Here is a 15,985-nt window from a genome sequence, read left to right on the forward strand (position 1 = left end):
TTCCATATCCTTTTACAGCAAATCTACGCCTTGCTTATTACAAATACATCAAAGCTATTCGAAATTCTTTGACTATTATAGCACAGTCTGATAATGATTATCATTATTAGATTTTAAAAAACTAAAAAGTCTGCCTAATCTCCGTTTGTGCGAATTCGGGAGATTAAACAGACCTATGTTTTGTGCTTCTATTTTAATTGGAATCGAATAGCCGATGAATAATATCGGCAAGCGCATGCTCTTCATAATGCACCGTATGGGCATCCGCTACCTCTTTCAGCTTAGGGTGCGCATTATCCACAGCATAACCAAGATCCGCTTGTTGGATGAGGGAAATATCGTTCAGATGATTGCCAATCCCAATTGTGCGAAGACCTTCTACGCCAAGATGGCGAATCAGCTCCTGAAGCGCCTCCCCTTTGGAAGCCTTGAATGGCAGAATTTCCAAATAGGTCTCTTCGGAATAGACCAGCTCGCAAGGCAATCCGCTGCTATGCACAAGCTCCTCGAGCTGAAGAGCCTTTTGCGGCGTTGCCGCAACGATGAGTACCTTCGTAATCGGGCAGGGCCACTCAGCCAGCTCGGATATCGACTGACTGGCGACGCCATCCTTCCGTTCATGAGCGTCCAACCAGCTGTTGCGGTTCGCAGAGAACACGCTGCCACAGTGATAAACGAGGACGGCGGCATCGGCTCCCGCAAGGTCAACGATTTCTCCCCATAAGGATGGATCAAGCTCCAGATATTTCTCCTCGAGCACCTTATCCTCGGCCGGACAGTACAACCTAGCTCCGTTATATAAAATAAGCGGCACGCGAATACCTAACTCGCGCACATACGGCGCGACAGCCGCTTCCGTTCTTCCCGTAGCTAATGTAAACAAGCCGCCCTGCGCTTGAAATCGCCGGATTGCCTCCGCGTTCTCTGCGCTGATTCGCTGCTCCCGATCCAGCAGCGTCCCATCCATATCCGAAACCAGCAAAATGCGATGCATGCTCATGCTCCTTCTTTAAATCGTTTGTCCATCAAGCCATTCGGACCAAGAAAGCTTGTAGTCCAATTCACCCTGTTCCAAACAGTATTGGTAGAAGGTGCCGATGAATCGAATCCGCTCCATCGCCGGTTCATATTTGTAAGAATCCGGCTTAGGCAGCGATTTCCCGAAATCTTTGCCCCCGATGAGAGCATGCCTTCTGAAAAAATCCTCAAGGGTAATACCGTGCGCACGCGCATTGCGAATCATATCATACAAAATGATAAATGTAGTGGCGCGGCCGGAGCCTCCACGACAGTGGAAATGCAGCCAATTGGCCTCTGACTGTGCCAAAGCGAACGCAACAAACCGATCAATTTCGCTATCCGACGGCTTGTGATGATCCGTCACATAGAAACGCATATAGGAGCATTCCTCAGCATGTGCCAGCTCTTCTTCGGATTGAACAAGCCATTCATCGATACGTTGTACGATTCCAATCTCGACCGACTTGCCTTCCACATGAGCAAATGGGATCGAATCCAGCTGCTTGAGCCCGTTCAGCAACTCCCTCTCCTGTTTGGCCGCTTCCTGCGGCAGCAAGCCTTTATTGCCAGCATTATGCTCAGAGAACCAGCTAATCGCCATACCATTCAAGAAACCATGGCTTTCTTGGCGTAAATCAACAATGGTTATAGGCTGATCACCAATAACCTGCTTCATATATTTTAAGCCTTGCAAGGAAAACCTGCCGCCTGCCGAAGCTTGCAGCTGTGCCAAGCCGCTCAAATTAATTGGGCTCTCTACGTCTAAGACAGGTGATCTTGATGTGCGAAATCGTGCTGGCAGCTCTTCGGTATGAGCTGTATCTACAATGAGTTTCAAATGATCCTGCTTTATCACGGGGTACCCTCTTTCACTATCATTCCAATAGAAATGAAAAATAAATTACATTTTTCATGTTATTATATTTTCATTACACAAACAACCCTTGAATTGTAAAGGTATTATTTAGGTATATGTGCCGCATATCGCTTGCGAAGCTTGTTGAGCTTCTCCAATTTGCCTAACGCCGATTCTTTGCTGCGCATGCCGACACCGATGACCAGACTCTCGACCAGCATCGTTGGCGCGACCATGGAATGGAACTCCCACACTTGCCCCCGCAGCGCATACAAGACCATATCCGCATTCGCATTCATCTCCGAAACCAGACAATCTGTGATCAGAATCGTCTTGTATCCTGCTTCTTTGGCATGCTGGAGCAGAACATCCGTCTCAGGCAGCATATTGACGAAGCCGAAGATCACTACGGTGTCCCGTTCGCTCAGGTGCATCAGCGCTTCATACAGCTCATGACCACTTTTGGCCATCATGTGGACAGCGAATCCGAACCGACTCAACCTGAATTGCAGCAAATTCCCGAGACCTTCAGAGGGGCCAGGCGCAAAAATGTAGACCCTGCGGGCTTGGTAAACGGCCTCCACCGCTTTGTGAAAATCCACGCGCGACAGCTCCGAGCCCGTCTCTCGCAAATACTGGATGCCGCGCTCCAGCATGCTGCCGGGCAGATCCTCGGTCTCAACCTCGTCGATCGTATGCTGCATTTTATTAGCCGGGGATATCGGGTTGCTTCTAATAAGCGACAGCTTAAAATCCTTCAAATTTTTGTAGCCGACTACTTTCCAAAAACGGGACACTGAAGCGATGCTGATTTTCAATTCCTCCGCCATATCGAGCTCGGTCAGATAAGGAAGTCGGCTCACATTTTTTTCTATATAGTCAGCGATCTTTTGCTGATTCTTGGTCAAAGCTTCCAAATCCCAATTAAACTTCTTCGTCATGGTTATAGGACTCCTTATGGCAATAATGATTCCATTATACCGTATTCCACTCACAAAATAGAGAATGTAAGTTTTATTTCATTGTAAAACGAGATTATAGATAAATAATTTACATATTTATATTCTTGTAATTTAATTTACATATTCAACACATGTATTTTACACCCATTTAATAAACGTCATCTACAATGAAGCTATCAACGAATCAGGAGGGTTTACCAAACTATGCATCCATTCATGAAACCAACTGCACTGCTTGCCAGCTTCATGGCTCTATCCGTTCTCTCTGCCTGCGGAACAACGGCTCCCCCGAAGGATCAAGCTGCTAACAGCAGCGTGAAGCCCACAGCAGCAGCCACCACACAAGCCACTGCGGCAGCCAAAATGAAAACAGAGACATCGGAAGAGCTCTATGAAAAAGCAAAAAAGGAAGGCAAGCTTGTTGTCTACTCGCCTTCCGCACGCGCTAACGATGCAAAGAAAACGTTTGAAGCCAAATATCCCGGCATTAGCGTGGAAGTATTCAAGCTTAAGTCCAATGAATTAATGGACAAGCTGATGCGTGAGCAAGATGCAGGACTTAACAATGCCGATGTCATTATTACCAAAGAAGTCAGCGGTGCTGTTGGCGAAGAAATGGTGAAGCCTGGCCGCGTGTATACCTATTTGCCTGAGGATATTGCGCCTAAGGTGGATGAGCCGTTTCGAACCAAAGACGGGTATGCCAACTATTTGGAAATGCGCACCTTATACTACAATACAGAAGCTTACAGTAAAGCACCCGTCTCCAATTGGTGGGACTTGACTACGCCAGAGTGGAAAGGCAAATCATACCTGGTCGATCCGTTAATCTCCCCTGCATTTATGGACTTGTTTACCGCCATGGTCGTCAACAGTGAGGATATGAAGAAAGCTTATAAAGATAAATTCGGTAAGGACATTGAATTAACCGGAACTCCGAATGCCGGATATGAATTTATCAAACAGCTGTATGCCAACAATCCCGTCATTCTCAAAGGCAGCAGCGACGTGCTCGATGCTATCGGCAAAGCAGGCACAAAAAGCCCGGCAGTAGGGATTGCCGTTTCTGGCGACGAGCGCAAAATTGAAGACGACGGCCTCAAGGTAGCGCCTATTTATGACCTTAAGCCCAAGACCTCTGTACCGGATGCCGGTTATCTCTATATGGTCAAAAATGCGCCGCACGAAAATGCCGGCAAGCTGTTCATTCGCTGGATGATGGGCGAAACCGACGGGCAAGGCGCAGGCGTGGAGCCTTTCAACGAACTAGGCGCATGGGTTCCACGGTCCGATGTCAAAACGAAAAATGCCATACCTTACGAGAAATTAAATATGTGGGCTTATGATCATAAGGGCTTCTACGACAATGCCACGAAAGTCAGAGATTTTGTCATCAAATTGAAATAAGGGTCAAGCTGATCCTGCTAAGGAGATTACATCCATGGAATTAAGCAAAGGCCGGGGCCGCACTTCGAGCCTATACCTGAGACGCACACTCAATATGGCAAAAAGCCTACTCACGAACCCGGTATATCTCATCGGCTTGCTGGCACTCTGCTTTCTTACTTATACGATCATTGTCCCCTTATGGGAAATCGTGAAGACCACCTTTTTGTGGCAGCAGCAGGATGTCCGCGTCTCGCCGGATGCCAAACCTGGCTACTTCACCTGGTATCATTGGAGTCGCATTCTAACGAGCGATTTAAGCAAATCTTTATTCTATAAGCCCATGCTCAACTCCATTAGCACCAGTGTAGTCGTATCTTTCGCCTCTATGGCGTTAGGTACGGCTCTTGCCTGGTTTGTCACGCGCACCGATGTGCCTTTTAAGAAAACGATCGCTTTCCTTGCGGTCGTGCCGCATATGCTTCCATCCTGGATCCTGTCGATCGCTTGGATGATGGTGTTCAAAAATCAAAAAATCGGCGGCAGCGAAGGCATTTTTCAAGCTGTCTTCCATGTCCAGCCGCCCGATTGGCTTTCTTATGGCTATGTCCCGATTGTCACAACGCTTACGATTCATGACAGTGTTTTCTTCTATCTCCTTGTCGCCGTAGCTTTAAGCTCAATGAACAGTCAGCTTGAAGAAACCGCAAGCCTGCTCGGAGCGGGCCGCCTGACGATTTTACGAAAAATTACACTTCCTTTAGTACTGCCTGCTATTTTGTCCGCATTTATTTTGACGTTCACCAAAGCAATGGGCTCCTTCGGCGTGCCAGCGCTCCTCGGATTACCCGTTAAATACTACACGATTTCTACCATGCTCTATAGCGCGATGAGGAACAGAATGGTGACGGAAGCGTATATTCTGAGCCTCATTCTCATGCTGATCTCGATGCTGACGATCTATTTGAATCAAAGAATGATCGGCAAACGCAAAAGCTTCGTGACCATCGGCGGCAAAGGCGGGCGCAGAACGCTTACGCCGCTGGGCAAGTGGAGAATGCCTCTGGCCGTCGGTATCCTGCTGTTCATGCTGCTCATCGGCATTGCTCCGCTCCTACTGCTTGTATGGCAAACGTTCATGCTGAAGGATGGCAATTATAGCCTGAGCAATTTAACCTTGCACTGGTGGATCGGTGAATCCAATTTCAAAATTGCCTCCGGTGAAGTGGGTGTTCTGCGCAATAATGAGCTGCTGCTGGCGCTCAAAAATTCGGTACATATCGCGCTCGTCTCTTCCGCTTGCGCCGCTGTTGCCGGACTTATTCTCGGCTATGTCGTGTCACGGGGACGCAAGCTGCGGCTTGCCCGCACGGTAGAGCATGTCTCCTTTCTGCCTTACTTGATTCCAGGCATTTCGCTTGCCGCGATATACATTTCGATGTTCGCCAAACCAACCTTGCTGCTCCCAGCGCTGTATGGGACTTTATCGCTTATTATCTTGATTACTGTCGTCAAGGATTTGCCGTTCGCGACAAGAGCCGGCAGCAGCGCCATGCTGCAAATCGGCGGAGAATTGGAAGAAGCGGCACGCATGCAAGGAGCTTCCTGGTTCAAGCGTTTCTACCGCATCCTGCTGCCGTTAAGCCGCAATAGTCTGATCAGCAGCTTTCTCATTGTTTTTATTGGCGCCATGAAAGAGATGGATTCCATTATTTTATTAATTACACCTAAGACCGGGACGCTGACTACACTCACCTTCTGGTATGCAGAAAAAGGCTTCTTTCAACTGACGAATGCGATCATCGTGATCATCATCGTCATTATCATGGTGGTATATGCCGTGGCAACGAAGATTGGAAAAGCGGACCTGACCAAAGGTATTGGAGGATAACATGGGGACGATGATTCAACTGAAGCAAGTAGGCAAAACTTTTGACGGAAATCACGTATTAAACAATGTGAACCTAACGATACAGGAAGGCGACTTCATGACCTTTCTTGGCCCGTCCGGCTGCGGTAAAACGACGACGCTTCGAATTATCGCCGGGCTTGAGCAGCCCAATGCCGGAATAGTTACTATCAGCGGCAATATCGTAGATAACGCTGCCCTGCATCAGCATACGGCTCCCGGAGACAGAGGACTTAGCCTAGTGTTCCAAAGTTATGCCTTATGGCCGCACATGACCGTTTATGAAAATATCGCGTTCGGACTCAGCATCAAAAAGCTGGGCAAGCCCGACATCAAGCGCAAGGTCGAAGAGTCGCTGGAGAAGATGCGGATCCGGGAGTTGAAAGACCGTTATCCCTCTGAATTATCAGGCGGCCAACAGCAGCGGGTAGCGATTGCGCGTGCCATCGTGACCGAACCCACAATTTTGCTGTTGGATGAGCCGCTTTCCAATCTCGATGCGAAGCTGCGGATCGAAATGAGGGCCGAGCTAAAACGACTGCATCGGGATTTGAAAACAACGATTATCTACGTCACCCATGACCAGGTCGAAGCGCTGACGCTTTCCACGAAAATTGCTGTGTTCTTCAAAGGGCAGCTGGTGCAGGTCGATACTCCGCGAGGGTTATATCGCAATCCGGCTACACTCGAAGTGGCTGACTTCATTGGCAATCCGAGCATTAACTTCGTCCCAGCCTCGATTGCCAAGGCCGGGGAACTGTGGCAGATCCAGTCCGAACTTGGATTACTCCACCTCCCACTGCAAGATAAGCCCTCTGACGATGAGGTTGTCCTGGCGCTGAAGCCAGAGGACCTTCATCTGTCTGAAGTACCGATTCCAGGCGGCATTCCTTGCCAAATTTATTCCGTATTTCCTGCTGGCTCAGAAACATTGATTCAGCTTCAGCATGGCGAGGTCACCCTGATGGCTAAAACCATTGGCGAGGCTGATTTCGAAACCGACAGCACCGTTTGGGTTACCTTTCCCAGTGAAAAAGTAAATGTCTACAACCGCAAGTCAGGAAGTTTGATCCCGCAAGGAGGAGCTCTGCAACGATGAAGATTGATTTTCATACGCACGTAAAACTAACCAAAAGTGTAATGTTTTCTTATTCTTATTTCCTGGAAAGCATCCAAGAAGCACGTCAGGCAGGACTAAGCGCCACAGCATTAACCGAGCACTTCAACACCCTTCGTTTCAATGATATCTATGAGACACTGGATCAACACTTTGCGTACAAGCAGCATTATTATGATATCGACGGCTTCAAGCTTTTTCCGGGCATGGAGATCGATGTGAAAGAAGGCGGGCACATCCTGTTCATCGCTTGCCGTGATACCATCCGTGAACTTCGCCAGCAGCTGAACGGCTATGAAGCCGAGGGTCAGTTCATTGGCATGGAAGCTCTGCTAGACATGGCTTCATCTTACAACGTACTCAAAATTGGAGCGCATCCCTATCGTGCGGATAATCCGCTAACCGGTATTCCGCATGCATCGCTCCAGCAGCTTGATGCCTTGGATTTGAATGCCAAGGATTTATACAAATATGGCATTGACGTCATGCAAAATAAAGTCAACGCCCTAGGTCAAACACTCGGAATCCCCGTTGTAGCCGGAAGCGACACGCATCATCCTCTGCAATTCGGCAGTGTATGGAACGTGATGCAGGCAGACTGCGGCTCCATCGATGACTTGAAAAGCTGTTTGCAAGCAGGAACGTATCGCTTAGAGATATCTCCGTGTCTGGATACTAAGGTGAAAGCTGCTGAAACCGTCAAGCGGCTGATGAAAGCTTCAGGAGGACATCCGTAGGACGGATTCAGAGAAAAAGTCTGCCTAATCTCCAGCCTAACAGCTGAGGATCAAGCAGACTTTTTTGTTGTGTATAAGCTAAATAAATAATTCGATCTGTTTGATATCCCCAAGCCGTTCCAACGTAATCGGCGCATGGTCGCGGAAATAAGCCTGATTAATTTCCTTCTCCTTGGTCATGACCAGCTTGCTTCCATTCGCCGCTTGTCTAAGTCTGCAGCTAAAGACAACTGGGAAATAGTCTTTGAGAAATTTGCCTTCCGCATGCGCGGTTAGCGCAATGATTTGGAAACCAAGCTGCTCGGCAATAAAAAATACCGGACTGAGTACATGGTCGCTCGATGCCTTACCGAAAGGATTATCCAGGATCACGGTACGATGCCGCTTCATATTCGCTTGAATATGCTGGCGTTTCTCTGCGACATAGTTGAGCAGACCCAAGAATAAAGTCATGTTCTTACTCCATTTTTCCCCGCCAGACCAGTTATTCGACTGTTCCCAAGAGAAAGAAGCTTTCGTCACGTTGTTTTCATTGGTTACTTTGCGGCACGATACTTTCATCGCTTGATCTTGCAGAACAATTTGAAGCAGCTGCTTCGTATCCAGCCACTTTTCAATCTCCTTGCGAACCGTCGATTTCACTTCCTGCCCGTTGTCATCGCGGTAATGCCCTTTCTCCAGCTCGGCCAAAATCCATTCCAAATGCTTGCGCAGATGATCCTTGGCCTCCAGCTCATCCCATTCGGGAATTTGGAATGAGTAAATGTGCTTCCACTGATCCTCAACCTTGACTCTGGTTTTATTAGGAATGTCTCGCAGTTCTGAAGCAATCAGTTTCATATGGCTGTGTACATGAATGATATACTGCTCGAGCTGCTGATTATGCGTACGCATCGTTTCTTCAGCAACGTGATTGACACGTTCAATCCTGCTGTGCATTTTGTGCTGGAATTGCGTCAGTTCCTGATAATTGTCTTTTTTCTCGACACCTTGCTCAGCCATTTCTCTCATTTTGACATCTTTGATTTGTTTCCGGCAAAAATCAATGAAATGAAGTCTGGCCTTTTTCACGAATGATTCTTCGGCTTCCAACTCCTTTATCACGCCAGACAGTAGATGGACTGACTTTTTGACGATGTTCATTCGGTCATAAGGGAATTCCGCTTTCTGCTCCTGCGTGATAAATGCTGCCTGAATGAGCGGATTTTCAAACCCGTGCATGATTTTGTATTGATTGAGGTATTGGATAACGTCTTCGATTTTACCTAATTGAGCCTGTATTTGCAGATGCTGCTGCTGTAGGCCTGTCTTCTGCTGTTGCAGACGTGTATCCTCGCGTTGAACTTGTTCATCCACCACAGTGAGCGAGTCCGTGAAGACTACCGGCAGCCCGCCCGAATGGGCAGCGCCAAACTGCTCAATGAGCAGCTTGATCCTTGTTGCCAGCGCATCATATTGCTTCTCAACTCGCGTGAATTCTTCCTTGTTGCGAGACAATCGTGCTTCATGATCCTTAAGCTCCGACAGCAGCTGCGACATCTGTTCTTCGCCGGTAATGGAGTAAGCAAGATCCTCATTCAATTTCAAGTCCGCTTGTTCCAATCGGAGCTTATTCATCTCCTTTTCCAGCGATATTCGGCTGGTCTTGGCATGATTCCACTCGGTTTCCAGCTGCTGGCGCCCTTGCGATATGTGATTTAATTTGAGATGCAAATCTTTTCTTTCTGTCTTGAGCCAATCCAGGCTATGACTCGCTTCAATTGGCTGTATATCCGTAGTTTCGTTATACAGATCTTGACTCTGCAAACTCGATTGCTCGGTTCTCACATTGTTCATTCTGTTTTTCACAGATTCGCTCTGCAGCTTCACTTGCTCCAGAGAGCGCTGTCTGCTTTTCCATTTGCTTTGCTGATCTTCTGCCTGCTCAGCCAGCTGATCAATCGCCTCGTTCAAGCCGTCGATTTCTTTGCCCAGCTCGACATATTTCCGTCCTTTTTCAATCCACATCTGCAGCTGAACCATTTCGCCTTTTTGCTCATCCATAATGGCATTGTGCTGCTGAATCATCTGGTCAGCCTGATGTACAGATTTTCTGACAGCATCCCCTTGGCTCTCTAGTTCACGCACGCGTTCACGTTTAAGCCCTACTAATCTTTCCATTTCTTGCACTACCTCTAGGGGGTATACCATGATGAATCGGCTAAAAGAGGCTTGAAGATCGGATGTGCGCTGCAAGTCGCGTTCCTTTTCTTTTCGCGTCGTTCGAACCTCTTCCCCTTTGTGGACGATCGCGTGCTTCCAGCTTGCAAATTCCGTTTCATCCGCATTATCACGCCAATGCTGCGGCTCAACCCAAGCTCTGGCTTCCACAGCTGCCGGTACTTCCCTATTGGCAATTTGCGATGCTTCCAGCGAAGAAATCACTTGAATCGGAAACTGCATATCTTCCGCATGCATCCGCAGCTTGCTAACTAATCGTTCAACCTCATTTTCCGTCGTAATTAGCGTCACGGACCAGAGGGGATGCGTCATCGCCCGCTCAGTCAGCTCCAAGCCCTGCAAGTATTGAATTCCTGTCTCCAGCAGCGCGAACTGGTTTCTCCACTTGTCTGCCAAGCCAGCCACATAAGTATCTGCAAAAAAGGTGAATTGCTCGCTGTAATCATCAATATAGCGGAAAGCCAGGCGCTCTTTGAGCAAGTAGGCTTCCTTCTGTAGGTGCAGCTTTTCCAAATCCTCCCGAAGCCGCTCTTCAATTGAACTCTGCTTCTCATAAACAGATGACAGTCTCCCCCATGAAGCCCTGTACGCTGCAATTTCAGACAGCATGGCGTGCTGCTCTTTTTTAAAGGCCTCGAGATTTTGCTCTGAACTGGCACGTTCTACGTAGGCGATCTTGAGGTTCTCACTTACGCTTTCCAGCTCTCGCTGCCCTTCTTCTTTACCAAATGTCAAGTCTTTGTTCTTCTGCACAAGCAGCACATTGCTGTCATCCAACTTCTGATAGCGCAGAATCCAGTCTGTCATACTGCCCTCCATGCTCTCAACGGCAGGATTGGCCAAGACGTCGGCCCTTATCGCCTCTTTATCTTTCTCACGTGCCTGCACGATAGATCTATGTTCAATGAGCTGTTTATTCAACTGTTCCAGTTCGTTTGATAATTCTGCTAAAATGGTTTCTTCTAAGGCCATTCTATTCTGATGAGCCTCTATTTCCTGCTTAAGTTTCTCTTCTTCAGCCTGCAGCTCTTGCTCGAGCTTCATGTAAATACTGCGAATTTGCCCACTATTGCTCAGCCATGCTTCCCGAAGTTCATCTTCTTCTTGGGTATTGCCGAACTGGTCAAGCTCCCGCTGCAAATAGTTCATCCGCTCTTCCGCAGAGGTCCATTGCTGCTTGTAATCAGCCAAACGCAAAGAGTAGTAGTGCTGCTTAGCACCTCGTACTTGCACTTCTTTCTGCTCAACATCTTCTTCAACCAATCTAAGCTTAGTTTCCAAGGCAGCCAGCTCTTGCTTTTGCTTCGCAATGTGAAGGGATTCTTTCTTCCGAGCCAACAATTGCAGCTGCTGATCGCATTCTGACATCTGATTATGCCATTGCGATAGCTTGGCGCTTTCCTCCTTCTTCTGCTCATTCACGAGCAGCCAATAGGCCTTCGTTTCAGCTTGAGTGGCTGCATAGGCCAACTGCTTCGTATCCATTTTGGCAAAATGCAGCACATAGCTATCCAACTCAACGAGAATTTTTTTATTTTCCTCGATTTTTTCTTTTAACTCTTTATATTTTTTGAAGCTGTCCCTGTGCATTTCAAAATTATTGGCAAACTCGCCTTGCTCATAACCAGCCATCGCGTCTTCGACCGTCGGGATCAGCAGGCGATCGAACAATTGGCTCGTCGTTTTGCATTCATCAAAAAAGCTTTCAACACCGCCCTCTGAGCTATTGATTTTGGCAATGCGGTCCCACTCTGAGGCGATAATGTGGTAATCGTTCTCCAATATTTTCTTGTATTCCTTCACCGTGGACGGCAGCTTCGCGTTCATTTTTTTCGACGTCATTTGGTGGTAATAATCATGAATTTCGCCTTTATCGGCTGATCGAAGACTGCCCGCACTTTCCTTCACAAAAGGAATCCGGTCAATGGCATCTGCATCAAGCTCCGGATAATCATACACATACCGATAGGAGTCTATTCCTGTTGCTGTCAAAAATAAGCTGACACACGTTACCACATAGCGACGCGGCCGTTCACTTAGAATCCACTCGATCGCGATATGCGCAGGCCCGTTTTCGAGACTTAACGTGTCCTTCATTTTACGTCCGGCAAGCTCCGCATGCGGGAGTATGGCTTGAATGGCAGACTGAATAAAAACCGTCTTGCCCCCGCCATTTTCCAGCAAAATCGCACCATTATGCCCATCGAAATGAAACAATTCGTCATTATAGCGCTTATTTCCATCCTCATAGACCACATTCGTAAACCGTATTTTAGAGATCGCTGGCATGTTCGCTTCCCTCCCCCTCAAACGCAACACTTTGATATAAAAACTCTAAAATGCCACGGTTATATTCCAGTTCCATAAAATAGCGCTGAACCACGACTTTGGCCTTTTCGGTCAACGTAATTTCCTGATTGCCGATATCGATGACCAGCTCTTGCGCGACCAAAAACTTGCGGACAGAGTCCATAAAGCTGACCCGACTAATCGTATTCCCGCTTTGCCTTGCCGCAGTCTCTTTGATATCGTCCATGGCGCTCCATTTTTCAATCAAAGCCGTCCAATTGTAGGAAAATTCTTGCTCCATCTCTCTTAATTCTGCTTCAGGATGAGCCTTCAATAACGCAATTCGCTCATTCACAAGCGCTGTCCACTCTTCAATTCCGATAAAACTTCTCGTAGGCTCCATCGTTTGGTAGCTGTCATAAAAGGCGCCAACCAGCACAATGATGCTGACATACATCAAATACAGATCCGCATTCACGGCATTCGCCCGCAGATAAGAGCGTTTAATCACTTCGTTGTTCATATGAAAAGGCGATAGCCGTGTCTCCGGTATCATATACAGCTGTTCGCCGGCAATGATCGTTACGCAGTCGACTTCTCGCGCAAATTGATCCACAAGTCCACGTACCACGTCGTCTGCCATGTAGGTTTGAAGCCATTCTTTGCCCACCGCGTTATCGCGAGCGAGCAAGGTATAGATGCGAAAAGCCCTCATTACTGTTTCGTTCTCAAGTCCGATTGTCATCCTGTTCTCCCCACGAAATCAACATATTCTGTATGCTAAATCTATCGTTGACCTTCCTAATTTCCTTAAGTTCTGTTATGACCAAACAGCGGCTTCCCAGAAGCATATACATGTCTTCCAGCAGCGTTCCCTGCTGTTCATTTGGCTGATTAGCTTCGTCATCTGCGCGAAGGGGGCTTCTTTGATGCAAATAAATCCAAAAATCATAAAAAGCTCTCTCACCCAGCAAATTGGCATGCTCGCTCGTTTGAAATAGCTGAATAAACGAATGCAATTCCACCTGGCCCTGATCTTCCATCTTTTGCAGCAGCAGCTCCATAAGCAACTTATACAACTTTTTCTGCATCGTCTGATATCGATACTCCTCGCTGTCTCCGCCAAGCTCCAGGAACTTGTCATCCCGCTCCTGTCCGCTGCCGTCTTCGAGCATATTTTGCTCCGCCCATACGGTCAAAAGCGACCACATCTTCGTCTCTTGAACTGGCAAGAACGGAGCCAGCACACCTTTCATCGTCTCCAAAGGCAGTGGCGTACTGAAGATAAGCGAAGCAATGTCCTGATCAAAATTAAACGAATCCAGCCCCGTATAATACAAAGATTCTTGCGCCGCGCCTAGGGCATGGGATTTGAGCACCATACTCTGATGAAAAAGAGCCGAATGCTCGCCATGCACCTTCTCCAGCTCATTGGATATGCGTAAAATCAACTCATATGGCCGCTGATCCGCTTGTCTGACGGTTTGTGCCTGAACACGATCCTTGGTTTCCTTCACAAATTGCCGCAGCTCTTCAAATTCTTCATTCTCCATCTGCAAGCGCAAATAAATATCTTCCAGCAAACCTTTATACCGTCCGAACGTTTCTTCCGACACGATATTTCTTTTGAGTTCGTGCTCCAGCTTGACCATCCGCTCCTGCAGAGCTTCCACATCAATCCGCATCTCATTAATTTGTCGCAGTGCGCCTTCGAACTCGCCCTTTTCCAACTGCTTACGCAGCACCAGCTGATGAATCGACAGTTGAAATTCCGTATAAAATTCCTTGGTCGCGAAAATAAGCTCCAACCCATCCTCGTCAAGCGTGTAATACTGCGTGTTCGTTTTTAGATCGAAGGCATTGGCTTTCAGAATCGATATATAAATATGCTCCGTCAACCCAGATTCCCAATTCATAAATGTAAAATCCCGTTTCTTCCCCGTCGTCGGGCGAAACACTTGCGTGATCTGTCTGGCGAGATCCTCGAATCCAACATCGTCCAAATCGATGAAAATCCCCGTCACCTTCACAAGAAACTCAGCTAAATCTTTGACACTCGCCTTATTGTTGCGCATCAGCTTCTGCTCAAAGAAGTACAGCAGCGTCAAGAGCCCAAGCTCCATGAAATCAATTGGTTTATTTTGCCGATCTGTTTGGCGCTTTCTCTGCAGCTCATACAGAGGATCAAAAAGTGCCAGCTTGGTCATGCGCTCCCGAAACCCGGAAACAACTTGACCAATTTCTACGTAATCCATGCTGTCTTCCTCCAAATCGTACAAAGCTCATGTGTAGGCAATATTTCTTGTGGGAAATAACCGCCTGCTGTTAAACAGCGCTTAATTATCATTTGTTCTTGCTCTGTAAAATGAGACACAAATGCCTCTAACGCCTGCTCATTATCACGTTGGTTTTCTTTGCCGGAAGCAGACTCCCTGCTCAGGCATGCTCTATAGAAGGGAAGGGCCGGGCTAGCCGGCTTGCCAAATAGAGCAAGCACACGCTCATTGAACAGATGCCAAATATGGATTCCTTCTTTATCGATATCGCCAAAGTAATAGAACTCATGAGCAGCGTCTCTGAGCGGAAGCTGCATCGGCAGCAGCTCAATACTTTTGGTAACGCGATAACCGCCACCGAAGATTAGCGTCGCGAACGGAACATCCGGCAAAACTTGCAGCAGCGCTTGATAGGTCGTTTTATTCTCAACAATAAGATGCTTATGAACGGCACCTGCTAAGCCATATGGATTCACAGCAAACATCAAAGGATCATCCACAGGGAGAATTAGCAGCTTGTCCCACACGCCAATTCGGGTCAGCAGTTCTTTCCCCTGCTTCTCCGTTATCCACTTCTCATCAGCCACAAGCTCGAAGCTTCGCTCCGGTTCGGGTGCGGGAATGCTTGGGAGCGTATTATTCTTCAAATAAGCATCTATTCGTTCAATAAAAGGCCTATCTTCCTCCCAAATGCTAGATGTCAATGAATAGTAAGCATCAAGGTTTATCAATGGGCTCAGTTGCAATCTGACTCGATGGATATCCTTATGCATATCTTGCATGAAATGACTCTTCTGCACGCTATATTGATAGGCAAGAAACGGCGGCTTAACCGTTCTCCCTGAACGCTGAACGATCTGGAGAATTCCCGCAGTTTCAAGCTCTAGTATCAACCTAGAGAATTCTTCATAGGTACACGGTTGAGCTATGGCTTCTAATTCTTCAAGAGACACTTTCTTGTTCTTTATAGATTGTAAATGCGATCGTATTTTCGAAATGAGTTCCATGTCCAAATGCTCCTGTTTGAGAATATATGCCTATTATAGCAAAATATCAATGGCAGAAGGATTTGGAACCTTCTAGGAAGCCGCTCCGCTTAATCTCCGAAGTACAGCCGCGGTGCTCAAGCCGGCCATAAAAAGGGAAATTTTTGAAAATTAATTTACTATTTACCTATGAAATGATACGATATGTATCTAGAATTAAATACAAA

At 47.3% G+C, this 15,985-nt stretch carries 11 protein-coding genes; 4 read left to right on the forward strand and 7 right to left on the reverse strand.

From position 1 onward, the window contains the following. Positions 1 to 193: 193 nt before the first annotated feature. The 3 genes from HQN90_RS15140 to HQN90_RS15150 all read right to left on the reverse strand — a co-directional run bounded on the left by HQN90_RS15140 (position 194) and on the right by HQN90_RS15150 (position 2,817). Positions 194 to 994 carry an HAD family hydrolase gene (locus tag HQN90_RS15140; protein WP_173220034.1) on the reverse strand — a complete coding sequence of 267 codons (801 nt, stop codon included), beginning with the start codon at positions 992 to 994 and terminating at the stop codon, positions 194 to 196. A 15-nt stretch (positions 995 to 1,009) separates the two neighbouring features. Beyond that, entirely contained in the window at positions 1,010 to 1,876 is an 867-nt protein-coding gene (locus tag HQN90_RS15145) for a phosphatase domain-containing protein (RefSeq protein ID WP_173220037.1), read from the reverse strand. Positions 1,877 to 1,980: 104 nt separating this feature from the next. Beyond that, entirely contained in the window at positions 1,981 to 2,817 is an 837-nt protein-coding gene (locus HQN90_RS15150) for a MurR/RpiR family transcriptional regulator (protein ID WP_173220039.1), read from the reverse strand. A 225-nt stretch (positions 2,818 to 3,042) separates the two neighbouring features. Between HQN90_RS15150 and HQN90_RS15155 the strand changes: the two genes are divergently transcribed. From HQN90_RS15155 to HQN90_RS15170, 4 genes are read left to right on the forward strand one after another with little or no spacing between them, the layout of a single operon-like run. Further along, on the forward strand, positions 3,043 to 4,245 hold the full coding sequence (locus tag HQN90_RS15155) for an ABC transporter substrate-binding protein (RefSeq protein WP_216855328.1): 1,203 nt from the start codon (positions 3,043 to 3,045) through the stop codon (positions 4,243 to 4,245). 34 nt (positions 4,246 to 4,279) lie between these two features. Next, entirely contained in the window at positions 4,280 to 6,115 is a 1,836-nt protein-coding gene (locus HQN90_RS15160; protein WP_216855329.1) for an ABC transporter permease, read from the forward strand. Between the two features lies 1 nt (position 6,116). Next, the gene (locus tag HQN90_RS15165; RefSeq protein ID WP_173220042.1) at positions 6,117 to 7,232 is read left to right on the forward strand and encodes an ABC transporter ATP-binding protein; all 1,116 of its coding nucleotides are present in this window, start codon (positions 6,117 to 6,119) and stop codon (positions 7,230 to 7,232) included. Next, positions 7,229 to 7,987, forward strand: coding sequence for a PHP-associated domain-containing protein (locus HQN90_RS15170; RefSeq protein ID WP_173220045.1), 759 nt, complete (start codon positions 7,229 to 7,231; stop codon positions 7,985 to 7,987). The genes HQN90_RS15165 and HQN90_RS15170 overlap by 4 nt, the downstream gene beginning before the upstream one ends. 78 nt (positions 7,988 to 8,065) lie before the next feature. On the opposite strand, the gene HQN90_RS15175 is transcribed toward HQN90_RS15170, so the two are convergent. Genes HQN90_RS15175 through HQN90_RS15190 form a run of 4 tightly spaced genes read right to left on the reverse strand, consistent with a single transcriptional unit; the run spans position 8,066 to position 15,779 of the window. Further along, entirely contained in the window at positions 8,066 to 12,496 is a 4,431-nt protein-coding gene (locus HQN90_RS15175; protein WP_173220048.1) for a coiled-coil domain-containing protein, read from the reverse strand. Then, on the reverse strand, positions 12,480 to 13,241 hold the full coding sequence (locus tag HQN90_RS15180) for a DUF6063 family protein (RefSeq protein ID WP_246362435.1): 762 nt from the start codon (positions 13,239 to 13,241) through the stop codon (positions 12,480 to 12,482). The genes HQN90_RS15175 and HQN90_RS15180 overlap by 17 nt, the downstream gene beginning before the upstream one ends. Beyond that, positions 13,225 to 14,751 carry a replicative DNA helicase gene (locus HQN90_RS15185; RefSeq protein WP_173220051.1) on the reverse strand — a complete coding sequence of 509 codons (1,527 nt, stop codon included), beginning with the start codon at positions 14,749 to 14,751 and terminating at the stop codon, positions 13,225 to 13,227. The genes HQN90_RS15180 and HQN90_RS15185 overlap by 17 nt, the downstream gene beginning before the upstream one ends. After that, positions 14,739 to 15,779 (reverse strand): Wadjet anti-phage system protein JetD domain-containing protein, encoded by a 1,041-nt coding sequence (locus tag HQN90_RS15190; protein WP_173220054.1) that lies wholly within the window; start codon positions 15,777 to 15,779, stop codon positions 14,739 to 14,741. The genes HQN90_RS15185 and HQN90_RS15190 overlap by 13 nt, the downstream gene beginning before the upstream one ends. Between the last annotated feature and the right edge of the window lie 206 nt (positions 15,780 to 15,985).

It is taken from the genome of Paenibacillus alba, assembly GCF_013204855.1.
GTDB lineage: Bacteria > Bacillota > Bacilli > Paenibacillales > NBRC-103111 > Paenibacillus_E > Paenibacillus_E alba.

Bases quoted from the DNA above. Each gene is read 5' to 3' on its own strand.
- HQN90_RS15165 (WP_173220042.1), top strand. From the start codon at position 6,117: ATGGGGACGATGATTCAACTGAAGCAAGTAGGCAAAACTTTTGACGGA.
- HQN90_RS15140 (WP_173220034.1), bottom strand. From the start codon at position 994: ATGCATCGCATTTTGCTGGTTTCGGATATGGATGGGACGCTGCTGGAT.
- HQN90_RS15160 (WP_216855329.1), top strand. From the start codon at position 4,280: ATGGAATTAAGCAAAGGCCGGGGCCGCACTTCGAGCCTATACCTGAGA.
- HQN90_RS15190 (WP_173220054.1), bottom strand. From the start codon at position 15,779: ATGGAACTCATTTCGAAAATACGATCGCATTTACAATCTATAAAGAAC.
- HQN90_RS15185 (WP_173220051.1), bottom strand. From the start codon at position 14,751: ATGGATTACGTAGAAATTGGTCAAGTTGTTTCCGGGTTTCGGGAGCGC.
- HQN90_RS15155 (WP_216855328.1), top strand. From the start codon at position 3,043: ATGCATCCATTCATGAAACCAACTGCACTGCTTGCCAGCTTCATGGCT.
- HQN90_RS15180 (WP_246362435.1), bottom strand. From the start codon at position 13,241: ATGACAATCGGACTTGAGAACGAAACAGTAATGAGGGCTTTTCGCATC.
- HQN90_RS15150 (WP_173220039.1), bottom strand. From the start codon at position 2,817: ATGACGAAGAAGTTTAATTGGGATTTGGAAGCTTTGACCAAGAATCAG.
- HQN90_RS15175 (WP_173220048.1), bottom strand. From the start codon at position 12,496: ATGCCAGCGATCTCTAAAATACGGTTTACGAATGTGGTCTATGAGGAT.
- HQN90_RS15170 (WP_173220045.1), top strand. From the start codon at position 7,229: ATGAAGATTGATTTTCATACGCACGTAAAACTAACCAAAAGTGTAATG.